11 protein-coding genes are annotated in these 15,134 nt (G+C 47.1%); all 11 read right to left on the bottom strand.

The features are described 5' to 3' along the window. Positions 1-107: 107 nt before the first annotated feature. On the bottom strand, positions 108-611 hold the full coding sequence (locus AB1466_04635; GenBank protein MEW6189383.1) for a 3-isopropylmalate dehydratase small subunit: 504 nt from the start codon (positions 609-611) through the stop codon (positions 108-110). A gap of 303 nt (positions 612-914) precedes the next feature. Continuing rightward, positions 915-2,174 (bottom strand): 3-isopropylmalate dehydratase large subunit, encoded by a 1,260-nt coding sequence (gene leuC, locus AB1466_04630; protein MEW6189382.1) that lies wholly within the window; start codon positions 2,172-2,174, stop codon positions 915-917. A 105-nt stretch (positions 2,175-2,279) separates the two neighbouring features. Then, complete coding sequence (locus AB1466_04625; protein ID MEW6189381.1) at positions 2,280-3,797, bottom strand: 2-isopropylmalate synthase; 1,518 nt, start codon at positions 3,795-3,797, stop codon at positions 2,280-2,282. A gap of 16 nt (positions 3,798-3,813) precedes the next feature. Next, a complete protein-coding gene (serA, locus tag AB1466_04620; GenBank protein MEW6189380.1) occupies positions 3,814-5,430 on the bottom strand; it encodes a phosphoglycerate dehydrogenase in 1,617 nt (538 codons plus the stop codon). A 64-nt stretch (positions 5,431-5,494) separates the two neighbouring features. Continuing rightward, positions 5,495-6,649, bottom strand: coding sequence for an alanine--glyoxylate aminotransferase family protein (locus AB1466_04615; GenBank protein ID MEW6189379.1), 1,155 nt, complete (start codon positions 6,647-6,649; stop codon positions 5,495-5,497). A gap of 140 nt (positions 6,650-6,789) precedes the next feature. After that, entirely contained in the window at positions 6,790-7,782 is a 993-nt protein-coding gene (gene ilvC, locus AB1466_04610; GenBank protein MEW6189378.1) for a ketol-acid reductoisomerase, read from the bottom strand. A 24-nt stretch (positions 7,783-7,806) separates the two neighbouring features. Continuing rightward, the gene (gene ilvN, locus AB1466_04605; protein ID MEW6189377.1) at positions 7,807-8,295 is read right to left on the bottom strand and encodes an acetolactate synthase small subunit; all 489 of its coding nucleotides are present in this window, start codon (positions 8,293-8,295) and stop codon (positions 7,807-7,809) included. Next, on the bottom strand, positions 8,292-9,992 hold the full coding sequence (gene ilvB / locus AB1466_04600; GenBank protein MEW6189376.1) for a biosynthetic-type acetolactate synthase large subunit: 1,701 nt from the start codon (positions 9,990-9,992) through the stop codon (positions 8,292-8,294). The genes ilvN and ilvB overlap by 4 nt, the downstream gene beginning before the upstream one ends. 177 nt (positions 9,993-10,169) lie before the next feature. Further along, positions 10,170-11,840 (bottom strand): dihydroxy-acid dehydratase, encoded by a 1,671-nt coding sequence (gene ilvD, locus AB1466_04595; GenBank protein MEW6189375.1) that lies wholly within the window; start codon positions 11,838-11,840, stop codon positions 10,170-10,172. 449 nt (positions 11,841-12,289) lie between these two features. After that, positions 12,290-13,744, bottom strand: a complete 1,455-nt coding sequence (locus AB1466_04590) for a glycogen synthase (GenBank protein MEW6189374.1) — start codon at positions 13,742-13,744, stop codon at positions 12,290-12,292. Positions 13,745-13,786: 42 nt separating this feature from the next. After that, positions 13,787-15,134 (bottom strand): hypothetical protein (locus AB1466_04585; protein ID MEW6189373.1); only part of this gene is annotated, 1,348 nt, incomplete at its 5' end.

Raw genomic sequence — 15,134 nt, 5'->3', positions numbered from 1 at the left:
AACGAGCCAACCGAAGCTAAGCAGCTAGCACTCGGAGGGATGCCCCAAAACAATATAAGTGTCACCAATGTTCGTGAACATTACACCCACAACCTAGAACCTAGAACCTATAACCCTTTAACCTTTAACTGTTCCTTCACATAATTTATGAGTCCGCCCCGCTCGATTATCCCTCGGATGAAATCTGGGAAGGGTTTGACTTCAAAAATTTTTCCCGTGGATAGATTAATTATCTGCCCCTTCTCGGTATCCACCTTTATCCGATCCCCAGTGTTTATTCCATCCACGGCTTCCGGACATTCCAAAACGGGAAGCCCAATATTGATCGCATTGCGGAAAAATATCCTGGCAAAGGATTTAGTTATGATACAGGAAATACCAGCTGCTTTAATGGCAAGGGGAGCGTGTTCCCGTGAGGATCCACAACCGAAATTCTCCTCAGCCACGAGAATATCTCCCTTACTTATTTTAGAGAAAAAATTCGGATCCAAATTCTCCATACAGTGTTTGCCCAGCTCGTGCGAGTCAAATGTCGTTAGATATCTAGCCGGAATTATGACATCCGTGTTTATATCTCTCCCATACTTATGCGCCTTGCCCTGGTAAATCACTTATACCTCCAAAGGGATAAGGGACCAGTCTAGAGTCTAGAGATAATATTTTCTTTACCTGGACTATTAACGTCAGGTTTACATCTTAGACATTCGGAGGGGTAAGTGTGGAGTATTGCTTTGGTGAAACTAAAACCAGGTCGACCGCCTGGGCTCACGAGCACTTCACCCCGACCATAGTGTTAACCCATCTTGTTAATAAATACACTTTATCAAGGCTTATCAATAATCCCACTCAAAATCGCGTTAATTTCTTTTGTAACTCTGTATTTTCCCCTCTGACTAACCCTCTAGACTTTCTCTCTACAAATCATCGGGACCTGCAATTTTTCCAAGTACTGCAGAGGCAGCGGCCACTGCTGGACTACACAGATAAACTTCACTCCTGGGATGCCCCATCCGACCAACGAAATTCCGATTGGTGGTTGCTAAAGCTCTTTCCCCTTCGGCAAGGACTCCCATATGTCCTCCCAAACAAGGACCACAAGTGGGGGTGCTCACGGCAGCTCCAGCACTTATGAATACCTCGATCAAACCTTCCCGTAGAGCCTGTGCATATATTCCCTGAGTAGCCGGGATTATAATCAAGCGAACTTTTGGATGGACCTCTCGTCCCCTTAAAATCCGAGCTGCGATTCGGAGATCTTCAAGACGTCCGTTGGTACAGGAACCAATGACAACTTGATCAATGGGTACATCTCCCACCCTATTTATAGGCTTCACATTCGATGGTAGATGAGGGAAGGCGACCTGGGGCTCTATCCGTGAGACATCGAATTCAAATACTCTCTCGTAATTTGCATCTTCATCGCTTTTATAAACCGTAAAAGGACGCTGTGCTCTGGGGTTTACATAATCCAAAGTTATCTGGTCTGGTTCAATGATCCCACTCTTGGCTCCAGCTTCGATGACCATATTCGCCATCGTGAATCTGCTATCCATGGATAGATTACCGATAACCTCTCCACAGAACTCCAAGACCCTATAGAGAGCTCCATCTACACCTATTCTCCCTATGGTATAAAGAATGAGGTCTTTACCAGTAACCCAATCATTGAGTTTTCCATAATAAACTAATTTGATGGTGGGGGGAATTTTAAACCAAAGTTCTCCCAGAGCCATTCCTGCAGCCATATCGGTGCTCCCCACACCCGTGGCGAAAGCGCCCAGAGCACCATAGGTGCATGTGTGAGAATCCGCTCCAATGATCGCATCCCCTGGAAGAACCAACCCCTCTTCAGGGAGAAGAGCGTGTTCTATGCCCATCCGGCCGACTTCGTAATAATGTGTTAAACCCTGTTCCTGGGCGAAATTCCGCAAGATTTTACATTGCTCAGCCGCTTTTATATCTCTGTTGGGAGTATAATGATCCGGAACGAGCACCACCCTATCCGGATCAAAAACCTTGGATACCCCAATTTTTTTAAATTCCTCAATGGCTAGGGGTGCAGTGACATCATTTCCCAAAACTACGTCCAATTTTATATTAATTAACTCACCTGGACTTACCCCTTGTCTACCGGTATGAGCCGCCAAAATTTTTTCGGTTATTGTCATCCCCATATTAAACCCTCTGATTTAAAGCTCTGAAGCTCAGAATGAGTTTGGGAGCTCGGAATTGAACTCAGGGGTTCAGAGCTCTCATGACCTCGGAAGTTAGATCCTCAGCTACTGAGCTTCTGAGCCACTAAGTGTCTTGTTCAGAGCATTGAGATATGCTCTGACGCTCGCTTCTATAATATCGGTGCTCACACCTCTACCAGATACTATTCGCCCTTCAACTTCCAATCGTAAATTTGTCTCCCCCAGAGCCTCTTTCTCCCCCGTGACGGCGCTGATGGAAAAGTTCAGGAGCTTATTCTTTAAACCTATGATTTTATCGATGGCTTTAAAGGCAGCGTCGACCGGACCATCTCCCGTGGCCGATTCCTCAAAAATCTGGCTATTTCTGACCAGTTTGACGGTTGCCTTTGGTGTCACTCCTGTGCCACTGACGACCTCGAGATATTTTAAACCATAAGCTTCAATGCCGGTGTATATCTCATCGGCTACGATGGCTTCGAGATCGTCATCGGTGATTTGAGCTTTCTTGTCCGCTAAATCTTTGAATCGTTTGAAAGCCCTTTCGAATTCCTCATGGCTTAAGGCGTAACCCAACTCCTCCAGACGTTGCTTAAAACCGTGTCGACCCGAAGTTTTGCCCAACACCAGTCTGCTCGCTGCAAGACCTATCTTTCGGGGATCGATGATCTCATAGGTCGTTCTATCCTTGAGCATCCCATCGGTGTGAATTCCCGAAGAATGGGCAAAGGCGTTGGCTCCCACGATGGCCTTATTATATTGAACGTGATAACCAGTGAGAGAGCTCACCAACCTGCTGGTTCTCACTATTTCCTCTGTATTGATGTTTGTTCTCTTGCCCAGAGAGCGATAGCGGGTATCCAAAATCATTACTATCTCCTCAAGGGAGGCATTACCCGCTCTCTCTCCAAGACCATTGATCGTGCACTCAACCTGATTGGTACCGTTTATGATCGCTTCCAGGGAATTCGCGACAGCCAAGCCCAGATCATTATGACAATGAACGCTCAAGATGACCTCATCGAGACCTGGAACGGACTTTCTCAAATTCCGAATGAGCTTGCCGAACTCCTCGGGGAGAGCATAACCCACGGTGTCGGGAATGTTAATCACTGTAGCTCCACTTTCCAAAGCCACCTCTATGACCTTACGCAGATATTCGAATTCGGAGCGCGTGGCATCCTCCGGAGAAAATTCCACATCCGGGGTATACCTCTTGGCTCGCTTCACGGCTTCCTCGGTCATCTGAAGGACTTCCTCGCGGGTTCTTCTGAGCTTGCGCTCGATGTGGATATCTGAAGTGGCAATGAAAGTATGGATGCGGGGCCTTTCAGCGCATTTAACGGCTTCCCAAGCCCGATCGATGTCCTCACTGACAGCTCGGGCGAGCGCACAAATGACGGGTCCCTTGACCTTCTTAGCAATGGCCTTCACCGCCTCGAAGTCTCCCACAGAGGTGATGGGAAAACCAGCCTCAATTACATCCACTCCCAGCCTGGCTAATTGTTCGGCTATTTCCACCTTCTCCCTGACATTGAGACTGATGCCCGGAGATTGTTCCCCGTCCCTTAAAGTTGTGTCGAAAATATAAACTCGTTCCTTCATGAAAATCCCTTCCATCTTATTCAATGATGCCAATTTTTTCCTGTGCTCCCTCCAAAACGATGAACCATACATCGGAAATCCCAGGAATTTGCCTGATTTGCTCCACCACGTGATCGGGTACGGGATCGTCCAAGTTGAGTCCCATAACCGCTTCGCCTCGGATCCTCTTCCGCCCCACTTGCATGCTAGCGATATTAATTTTCGCTCGCCCCATGGTAGACCCCACGGCACCGATCATCCCTGGACGGTCGATGTACTTCACAAATAACATATACTTTGAGGGTATTATATCTATTTCATACTCGTAAATACCCACGAAACGAGGTTCATCCTTTTTGCCTATGACCGTGCCGGCAACGGATAATTCTCCCTTGGCATCCTTGCCCCTAAGAGTGATGAGGTTGATATAATCCCTGGAGATGGTGCTCTTGCTCTCCTTTATCCTTACCCCTCTTTCCTTAGCGATAACTGGGGCATTGACAAAGGTTATGGGTTCCTCAACCACGGAAGCGAATAAACCCTTGAGTATAGAATTGGTGAGGAGTCTCGTATCGTGCTGGGCAATTTCTCCAGAATATTCGGCCTCTAGATGACCCAACTTTCCCTTTGCCAAATGAACATAAAGATTGCCCAACTGCTCTGCGAGAGGGAGAAATGGTTTGAGAGCTTCAGCTACCTCCGTTGGAACCACTGGGATGTTTACCGCATTCGTCACCACTCCGCCCTTGAGGGCAGCGATGATCTGCTCAGCGATCATAACACCCGCTCTATCTTGTGCTTCCTGAGTTGAAGCGCCAAGGTGTGGAGTCACCACCACTTGCTCAAACTCAAACAAGGGGCTCGATGTACAGGGTTCCCTCTCGAAAACATCGATCGCCACACTGGCTACTTTCCCCTCCTTAAGGGCCTTTATAAGAGCTTTTTCTTGGAAGATACCTCCCCGAGCAGTATTCACTATGCGTACGCCGTCTTTCATCAGCCTGAATTCCTTCTCTCCAAACATACCCGTTGTCTCCTTAGTCTTGGGGACATGAACGGATATAAAGTCGGAGACTTTCAATAAATCCTCGAGCTTTTCCGCCCGCTCCACACCCAACTGCTCAAAGCGCTCTTCAGAAACATATGGGTCATAGGCGATTACCTTCATCCCCAAACCGTGTGCCCTAGCAGCCACCAATGTACCTATGCGCCCCAAGCCTACGATACCCAATGTCTTATCATACACCTCAACACCCTGGAACTTAGATCTTTCCCACTTTCCCGATTTCAAATGGACATGAGCCGATGGAATATTTCTGCACTGGGCAAAGAGTAAGGCAATAGTATGCTCCGCCGCGGAAATGATATTGCTCTGAGGAGCATTGGCTACAATTATTCCCCTTTTTGTAGCGGCATTGACATCGATATTATCGACTCCAATACCCGCTCTACCGATTATCTTGAGGTTCTCAGCGTTAGATATGACTTCCTCAGTGACCCTAGTTCCGCTTCGAACTATCAAGGCATCGTAATCTTTGATGCATTCCTTGAGCTCCTCAGGGGTTACATTTAGTCTAACATCAACATCCAATCCAGTTGCCTTTAGCTGTTCAATCCCATTCTCTGCGATCTTCTCCGTGATCAAGACTTTCATTGATCTTCCCTCCATCTTGGGTTGTTAGGTGGTTAGGTTCCTCAACCCATCTCAACCCATACTTTTAGAGTGGGTTTTCCATAAATACTTTTTCCGCCGCTCTAACCGCAGCTCCTAACTCGACGGGATAACCCAACTCGGAGAGCGTGCTCTCCAAGCCAGCTAAAGTAGTAATGATGTCAAATCTATCAAAATAGCCCAAGTGACCAATCCTGAAAATCTTTCCCTTTAGATGCTCTTGACCACCGGCTACGGTAACTCCGTATTTGTCTCGCATGATTTTTACGATTTTCGTTCCATCTATCCCTTGGGGGACCTTAACGGGTGTGACCGCATTTCCTCTCCCTCCAGGGGGAGCAAAAAGCTCCAAACCCAAAGCTTGGATTCCCTGGCGGACAGCCTCAGCCAAAATGGCGTGGCGCCTGATGACATTCTCCAATCCTTCTTCCCTGATCATCCTAAGAGCTTCCCTCAATGCCACCATTAGTGAAATCGGGGGGGTGAAGGGAGTTTGGGGAGAAGGTTTATTCAAAGCATTGCGATATTTCTCATAATCGAAGTAAAATTTGGGCAAAGTCGATCTCTCCACCGCCTCCCACGCTTTATTGCTCACGCTGACGCAAGCCAAACCAGGGGGAAGCATTAAGCCTTTTTGAGAACCGGTCATGACCACATCCAGGTGCCACTCATCGGTTTTACACTCCACGGCACCTATTCCGGTTATGGAATCCACCACCAAAACGGCCGGATGATCTTCAACGATCTCTCCTATGATCTTAACATCATTGAGGATACCAGTGGAGGTCTCACTTTGAACTACCAATACACCCTTTACGTCCTTGTCCTTTTCAAGCAGGTGTGCGATATCATCTGGATTTACCACCTTGTTCCATTCGTACTCAAGTTTTGTAACATCTAGACCGTAGACTTCCGCGAGTTTTATGAATCTGTCCCCAAACTTGCCGTTGCTTGCGGCGATAACCTTATCGCCCGGAGAAAAAAGATTGACAACCGCCGATTCCATAGCTCCCGTACCCGAAGAGGCGAATATGAGTACATCGTTTTTCGTTTGAAAAATATATTTAAGATCCTCTATCAAAGAAAGTAGAGTTTCCGTAAAAAGAGGTGTGCGATGATGTATCATGCATCTCGCTTGAGCGAGAAGCACATTGGTGGGTACAGGAGTGGGTCCCGGTGTCATTAAATATTCCTTTTTCATACTCTACCTCCCATCACTGATATGCTATTATTTTGAGCCTTTAATCACAAGCCAATTTACAAAATTCCCAGATTCCAGTCACCAGATGCCGGTGAAAATCCTTGAGATATTCGACTGGGATCTGGGTCCAGAATCTGGCACTATTTTTTGATCCAACTCATCATGGACCGGAGCTCTTTTCCTATCCTTTCTATTAGGTGCTCAGCCTCTCGCTTTCGTAGGGCGTTAAAAACTGGGCGTCCCGCCCGATTTTCCAAAATCCATTCCCTGGCGAATTCTCCGGATTGGATCTCCCTAAGGATTCTTCGCATCTCATCCCGTGTTTGCTCGCTTATGATCCTCTTACCTCGGGTAAGATCACCGTATTCCGCGGTGTCACTGACGGAATATCTCATTCCGCTAATGCCACTTTCGTATATTAAGTCTACTATAAGTTTGAGCTCGTGCAAACATTCGAAATAGGCTATCTCCGGCTGATAACCCGCTTCAACTAGTGTGTCAAAACCAGCCTTTATAAGCTCCGCCGTTCCTCCACAAAGGACACATTGCTCGCCGAAGAGATCGGTCTCGGTTTCCTCCTTAAAGGTTGTTTCAATGACCCCCGCTCGAGTGGCTCCCAAACCCTTTGCATAAGCTAACCCTATCTCTCTAGCGTTACCAGTATAATCTTGATAAACGGCTAATAAAGCCGGTACCCCGGTGCCTTCCTGATAAGTCCTCCGCACTAGGTGACCAGGTCCCTTTGGAGCAACCATTATCACATCCGTGTTCGGTTCAGGGATAATTTGATGGAAGTGAATGTTAAATCCGTGAGCAAAGAGGATCGCGTTTCCATCCTTCAAGTTGGGTTGGATTTGGCTATAATAAATATCTCTATGAGTTTGATCCGGGGTGAGCATGGCTACGAGATCCGCTGATTCTACAGCATCGGCTATGGTCATAACGTTTAGGCCAGCTTCTTGAGCCTTCCGCCACGATTTGCCCCCCTTGCGCAAGCCGACGATGACGTCTAGACCGCTATCACTTAAGTTGAGAGCATGAGCATGTCCTTGACTTCCAAAGCCGATGACTGCAATCTTCCCACCCTTAAGCACATCCAAGTTTGCATCCTTATCATAGTAGATTTTGGCCATTTGACCTCTCCTTTCCCTACTATCTTACCCTCCTGCCCTGCCTCCTCTAGGGAGGGCAACTTTACCCGTGCGAACCAACTCTCTTATACCATAGGGCCGAAGTAAATCCTCCATGGCTTTGACCTTATCCTCTGTTCCCGTAACCTCTATGGTAAGGGTGGTTTGACTGACATCCACTATCTTGGCTCTGAATATGTCCACTATCTCGATGATCTCCGGTCTAACCTCCGCGGTGGCGTTAACTTTAATCAAAACCAACTCTCTTTCCACGGACTCTTTGGGATCTAGATCGCTTATCTTGATCACATTCACCAGCTTATGGAGCTGTTTGGTCACCTGCTCCAGAGGACGCTCCTCGACATCGACCACGATGGTCATCCTGGAGACCTCAATGTCTTCGGTGGGTCCCACAGCTAAGCTATGGATATTAAAACCCCTACGTCTAAAGAGACTCGACACCCTGGCTAAAACTCCTGGTTTATTTTCAACCAACACTGATATAGTGTGTCTCACTCTCCCTCACCTCCGATCATCTGGCTGAGTGGTGCTCCTGGGGCAACCATGGGAAATACGTTCTCCTCCCTCTCGATCCAGCAATCTATTATCACGGTCATGGGAGAAGCGATTGCCTCCTCTAAGGCTGGTCTTACCTCCTCGGGTTTTGTTATCCTCATGCCCTTGGCTCCATAGGCCTCAGCAAGCTTTACAAAATCCGGAATTCCGGGCATCAAATCGACAGCGTAATACCGATGTCCATAAAAAAGCTGCTGCCACTGCCTGACCATTCCCAGATAGCCGTTGTTCATGATGACGATATTGATGGGCAACTTATTCACAACAGCCGTTGCAATATCCTGCGAGACCATTTGCAGACTACCATCCCCATCGATATCTATGACTATGGCATCGGGGCGACCAAACTGTGCACCAATTGCCGCGGGCATGCCAAATCCCATGGTCCCCAAGCCTCCCGATGAAAGGAACGTCCGTGGTTTGGTAATCTTATAATATTGAGCGGCCCACATTTGGTTCTGCCCCACTCCAGTGGTTATTATGGTCTCTTTATCCTTCGTCAAATCATAAATTTGCTCTACGATGAATTCCGGTTTCAAACCACCTTCCTTTCTGTAAGTGAGGGGATATTTCTTCTTCCACTCATCTACTTGCTCGTTCCAAGGAGTTCTATCCACCATTTTTCCCTCCGCCAGGATTTTCTTGAAGGCGGCAATGAGATCATGGAGGATCAGCCTGGCATCTCCCACAATGGGGATATGAGTGGTCACATTCTTTCCTATTTCGGCTGGATCTATATCGATGTGGATTACCCTTGCTTTGGGAGCAAAAGTGGAAAGTTTGCCCGTCACCCTATCGTCGAAACGTGCCCCCACAGCGATGATGAGATCGGTTTCGCACATGGCATAATTGGCATAACGGGTGCCGTGCATTCCCAGCATTCCTAGAGAGAGGGGATGTGTTTCAGGGAAAGCACCCTTCCCCATCAACGTGGTGGTCACATGAATTTGAGTAAGCTCGGCGAGTTTTTTCAATTCCTCGGAGGCTCCCGAGGTGATGACTCCCCCTCCGGCATAGATGATTGGGCGCTCGGCTTCAACGATGGCTTTCGCGGCTTGTTTTATTTGCTTGGCGTGTCCCCTATAAGTGGGTTTATAGCCGGATAAATCGACACTCTCGGGATATTTGTAATTTATGACCGCTTGGGATACATCCCTGGGAACATCGATGAGCACCGGTCCAGGTCGCCCGGTGGAAGCGATGTAAAATGCCTCTTTAATCACCCTTGGCAGTTCATTGGCATCCTTCACTAGATAGCTGTGCTTGACTATGGGAAGGGTAATTCCGGTGGTATCAGCTTCCTGAAAAGCGTCGGTGCCAATTACGGGGGTGGGAACCTGACCGGTGATGGCCACGATTGGTATCGAATCCATGTATGCATTGGCTATTCCGGTAACTAGATTGGTCGCTCCCGGTCCGGAGGTAGCCATACACACTCCAACCTTCCCCGTCGCCCTCGCATACCCATCGGAAGCATGCGCCGCAACTTGTTCGTGTCTCATCAGAATGTGTTTTATCTTCGATTCCCGGAGGGCATCATAGATGGGAAGCGTGGCTCCCCCAGGAATTCCGAAGATGACCTTAACTCCCTCTTTCTCCAAGCTCTTCACTATGGCTTGAGCTCCTGTCAGCTTCACCTTACCACCTCCATTTAAGTCTTCAGCTTAGTCGATAGTCGGTAGTAATTAGTCGGTAGGGAAAAATCCAATACTCTCAACTTTAACTGGACTATTAACAAGTTAGGTTTGTATTAAGCATTCAAGGGTATTAATCCATCTTGCTAATGACGTATCTTAACCCCGACTAAGAGACCATCAACTTCTTGGGATTATTGCTCCTTTAGAAGCGGATGATACCAATTTCGCGTATAAAGCCAAATATCCTTCCTTGACTTTGAAAGGAGGAGGCGACCACTCTTTCATCCTCCCATCCATTTCGCTTTGATCCAATTTTAAATTCAATTTTCTTCCGGGTATGTCTATTTCGATCAAATCCCCCTCTCGTATGATGGCGATGGGTCCGCCCTCTTGGGCTTCGGGGGAGACGTGTCCAATTGCTGCACCTCTTGTTCCTCCCGAAAAGCGCCCATCGGTAATTAGGGCTACATCCCTATCCAGTCCCCTGCCCACGACCGCCGAGGTGGGGGTGAGCATCTCCCTCATTCCCGGACCGCCCTTCGGTCCTTCGTAACGAATGATGATAACGTCTCCCTTATTTATTTTGCCTCCCATGATTGCCTCAACGGCTTGTTCTTCAGAATCAAAGACCCTGGCGGGACCGGAATGTCGAAGCATCTCCGGCAAAACAGCTGATTGTTTGACCACCGCTCCTTCGGGAGCCAAATTTCCGCTTAAGATTGCCAGACCCCCCGTCGTTGAATAGGGATTGGTTATGGGTCTTATAACTTCGGGGTTAAGATTTTCAACATCCTTGATATTTTCTCCAATGGTTTTACCCGTCACGGTAATCGTACCGGTATGTATCAAATTCACTCTGGCTAGTTCGGCCATAAGCGCTGGTATCCCACCGGCTTCGTTTAATTCATAAATGTGAGTGGTGCTCGCCGGACTTATCTGACAAAGATTGGGAGTACTGTTGCTGATCTTATCAACTATATCCAAATCAAGAACTATTCCTCCTTCACACGCAATGGCCGGAAGGTGAAGTACCGTATTCGTCGAACCACCAAGGGCCATATCCACAGTCAATGCGTTCTCAAAGGCTGCAAGCGTCATGATGTCGCGGGGTTTTATGTCCTTTTGTAAAAGCTCCATTATCTGCATCCCAGCCCTTTTTGCTAATCTAATCCTTTCAGAGTAAACGGCGGGAATAGTACCATTGCCTGGTAAAGCCATACCCAGAGCCTCGGTCAAACAATTCATGGTATTAGCGGTAAACATACCGGAGCAGGAACCACAACTGGGGCAGGCATAATCCTCGATTCCGGCCAACTCTTCCTGGCTCATCTTACCAGCTTCAACTGCACCAACGGCTTCAAAAACGGAAATCAAATCGATATCCCGACGTTTGTATCGTCCCGTGAGCATGGGACCACCGCTAATGAAGATGGTTGGGATATTTATCCTCATTGCCGCCATGAGCATTCCCGGAACTATTTTGTCGCAGTTGGGGATCATGACCAAGGCATCAAAGCGGTGCGCTTGCACCATGAGCTCTATGGAATCGGCAATCACCTCACGGCTAGCCAAAGAATATTTCATACCTGGATGATTCATGGCGATGCCATCGCAGATACCAATGGTGCAAAATTCAAGGGGAGTCCCACCAGCCATGCGCACCCCCGCTTTCACAGCTTGAGCAATATTATCAAGATGGATATGGCCCGAGATAATTTCATTAGCTGAGTTGACGATACCGATTAAGGGTCGATTTATCTCCTCATCGCTCAATCCAGCTGCTTTAAGTAACGATCTATGGGGAGCTTTACTTAAGCCCCTTTTCACAACATCGCTTCTTAAATTCATGATCCCTCCTCCCTTGCATTGACTCGCCTTGATATTTCCTCAAGTCGTCAAAAGATCTATAATATGCGACCTGCATCTTGCGACTGTGATCATACAAGAAAACCCCTCATCCAAGGGACGAGAGGTCTACAAATCGTAGAGTTCTTCTTCCGCGGTACCACCCAAATTCCCCCTAAACGGAGGCACTCATAGCATTGTAACGGCTGCTAACCGATCAAACCTACTTAAGTCGAGGGTGAGGAGTCGGGAGTTGATAGTGTAATTGATTTAAGTTACTCCCGACTACCGACTTGTTCAGCCCATGGCTCCAGGACGACGTTCAACTCAGCAAACTGTCCCGGCTTTCACCAAGCCCGGTTCGCTGTACAGATGCTAAATCTACTACTCCCCTTCACAGCCTTTAGAAAGCTAAAGTTAGAGGTAATTATATCCAAACCAGCAACAAAGTGTCAACTCTTCCTTCTGAACTCTAAAGCTTTTTTATACAGTTGTGCATACTTTCTCGCTGAGCTCATCCAGGAATGATCGGCACTCATAACCCGTTTAATCAACTCAGACCAAATAGCTTTGTATTTGAAAGTCTCAACGGCTCTAACGATGGTCGAAAATAGTACCCAATGGTTGTAGAGTTCAAAGACAAAACCATTCCCTTTACCGGTAGACGGGTTGAAATCCTTGACGGTATCAGCCAAGCCTCCTGTGGCTCTCACCACCGGAACCGTGCCATAGCGCATGGCGATAAGTTGGCTCAAGCCACAGGGTTCGAATCGAGAAGGCATCAAAAGCATATCGGCTCCAGCATAAATCCTTCGTGCCAGATCGGGATCAAAAGAAATATTAACACAAATCTTTGTGGGAAATTTTTGGGCAATTCCTCTAAAGAGACGCTCAAAATATTCGTCCCCGGTCCCCAAAAGTACAAGCTGAAGATCGTGTAGCAGGATGCCATGAATGGCGTTAGCGACCAGGTCTAGTCCCTTCTGACTCACTAAGCGAGAGACTATGCCCATGAGTGGCATTCTGGAATTAACCGGTAAATTACACTCCTTTTGCAATGCCAACTTGTTTGCTTTCTTCTTCTCGATGGCTGTAGCATCATAGTTAACGGGAATTCGCTTATCAGTGGCTGGATCATAGTCCTCATAGTCGAGACCATTCAATATTCCAAAGAGCCTTTCCCGCCTCTTACGGAATAATAAGTCAAGTCCCTCTCCATATTCAGGAGTTTGGATTTCCAGCGCGTATTTCTCACTAACGGTGTTTACCACGTCTGAAAAGAGGATCCCTCTGCTCATGAAACTGGAAAATCCCGCAATTTCGGTATATTTAGAATCGTATCCCTCCAATCCCCCTTTCCTCCAAGTGCCAGGTCCACATGCACCTTGATAGGCCAAATTGTGGATGGTGAAAACCGTTGTAGCATGCTTAAAAAAGGGATCATTCTCATAAATGGTCTTTAGGTAATTGGGTATGACCCCCGTATGCCAATCATTGCAATGTAAGACATCGGGGCACCACTCGGACTTTTTGAGCATCTCCAAAACCGCCCTGCTGAAAAAGAGGAATCTTTCATCATCATCGGGGTACCCATATACTCTCTCCCTGCCGAAATATCTAGCATTTCCAATAGCATAAACTGGGATATTGCCTTCGTGGAGAGCTTCTTGGATCAACGCAGGCTCATGATGGTCATCACCTATGGGAACCAATATCTCAGCAGTCCTCTTTAACCGAAATTTAGCACGGTCAATAAAGGCATAGCCCGGAATACAGATTCTCACGTCGTGCCCCAGCTTCCTCAAAGCTTTCGGTAACGACCCAACCACGTCCGCGAGCCCCCCAATCTTAACGAAGGGAACAGCCTCAGCGGCGATCATGAGAATTTTCAATTTATCGGTCATCATCTGCACCCCCATACTGAAACACAGATTACCTTGAACTTTTGATTAGGGAACCGCGATCGAGATCGTACCCTCTTTTGGTGCCCTTTCTAACTCAATTCCTTCTTTTATCAAAATTAAAGCAAAATCGAGTCTATCGCCCGATTTTAATTCTAAATCGGAAAAGGGAATCTTTAGTTCAATGCATTCGCCCTTAGCTACGTCTTTTAACTCTCTTTTTCCTTCCCATTTATTCTCTCCCTTAGCCGAGGAAAGAAAGGCAACGATTCCATTTGGACTAAATTTTAATTCCATTCGATAAGCCAGACCGAAACCCAGCTCACCCGTGTTGGAATGAAGACCCCAATAAGGACAGGAGGAGTTCAGGGGTTCCTTTCTTGGATGGGAAAAATAGAGCTCAAACCAGATATTACTTATCTCAAATTCGTCAGGGCTAAAATGTGTATCCATTCGTAAGTATAGATTCTCGTAATCCCAGCCGTAGTAAACCCTCTCGATGACCTTCTCCGTCCAAGATTGAGTACCCATTAACGTGGAAAAATCGTAATATCCTGCGAAAATCCATTCATTATCTGTGACCTTCCCATCAATTTCGGGACAGATACTTCCCAGGGGATAAACCACAGGAGACAGTGACGGTTTTTCTCGAATTGGACGGAAAAGATCGTGAGGGACGGGCTTATCCAATAGTTTGTAAACTCGGCGAAGATGCTGGCGAAACTGGCTATCCCAAATGTCATTGAATTCGGACCGATGAAGGTCACTGAACCACCAGAACCAATCGCTACCCTCCGCTATATATACCTCGTTTAACGACATTTTCCATGTTTCCTCACATTTCTTACTTCGATGCTCTTTGAACCGAGATAAAAAAGATCGGGTCTCCGATAGAATATCCCATGCTTTGGCTTGCATGGGGTCTCCAATCCAATCACGCAGGTTAGCACCTATCCAAGAACCGGTGTAAAGCCAGGAAAGTTCCTCTTTCGGAGGATTTTCTGCCAAATATTCACTGATGGTCACCGTTCGTAGGGTTTGGCTTTTCTCCAGCAATCCGTAAAGAGTATGCAAAAACTGATGACCATCATTTTCATAAAATTCCCAACAATTTTCACCATCCAAGGCGATGGTTACTAAATGCTCACTGCTCTTATCTCCCAAGGCAGTCTGGATATGATTTAACCTCCTCACTAAATCTCTTGCCGCATCCTCGGGAGACCACGAAGAATAAGTGAAACTTATCAAATCAGACAAAACCCGATCGCGAAATACGATTGCGAGAGAGAACCCTTTTCTCTCTATGCGATAGGCTCGGTAAAGCACTTTGGGTTCGTTTACATGACCTATACCATGACGAGAGATCTCAATCCCAAGCGATTTGGCTAAAATGCCT

This window comes from Actinomycetota bacterium (assembly GCA_040755895.1).
Lineage (GTDB): Bacteria > Actinomycetota > Aquicultoria > Subteraquimicrobiales > Subteraquimicrobiaceae > Subteraquimicrobium.
This window is presented reverse-complemented; position numbering and strand designations above follow the sequence as displayed.

Excerpts from the sequence above, each read along its gene's own strand:
- AB1466_04590 (MEW6189374.1), bottom strand. The coding sequence starts at position 13,744 with ATGATGACCGATAAATTGAAAATTCTCATGATCGCCGCTGAGGCTGTT.
- leuC (MEW6189382.1), bottom strand. The coding sequence starts at position 2,174 with ATGGGGATGACAATAACCGAAAAAATTTTGGCGGCTCATACCGGTAGA.
- ilvD (MEW6189375.1), bottom strand. The coding sequence starts at position 11,840 with ATGAATTTAAGAAGCGATGTTGTGAAAAGGGGCTTAAGTAAAGCTCCC.
- ilvC (MEW6189378.1), bottom strand. The coding sequence starts at position 7,782 with ATGGCCAAAATCTACTATGATAAGGATGCAAACTTGGATGTGCTTAAG.
- AB1466_04615 (MEW6189379.1), bottom strand. The coding sequence starts at position 6,649 with ATGAAAAAGGAATATTTAATGACACCGGGACCCACTCCTGTACCCACC.
- AB1466_04625 (MEW6189381.1), bottom strand. The coding sequence starts at position 3,797 with ATGAAGGAACGAGTTTATATTTTCGACACAACTTTAAGGGACGGGGAA.
- serA (MEW6189380.1), bottom strand. The coding sequence starts at position 5,430 with ATGAAAGTCTTGATCACGGAGAAGATCGCAGAGAATGGGATTGAACAG.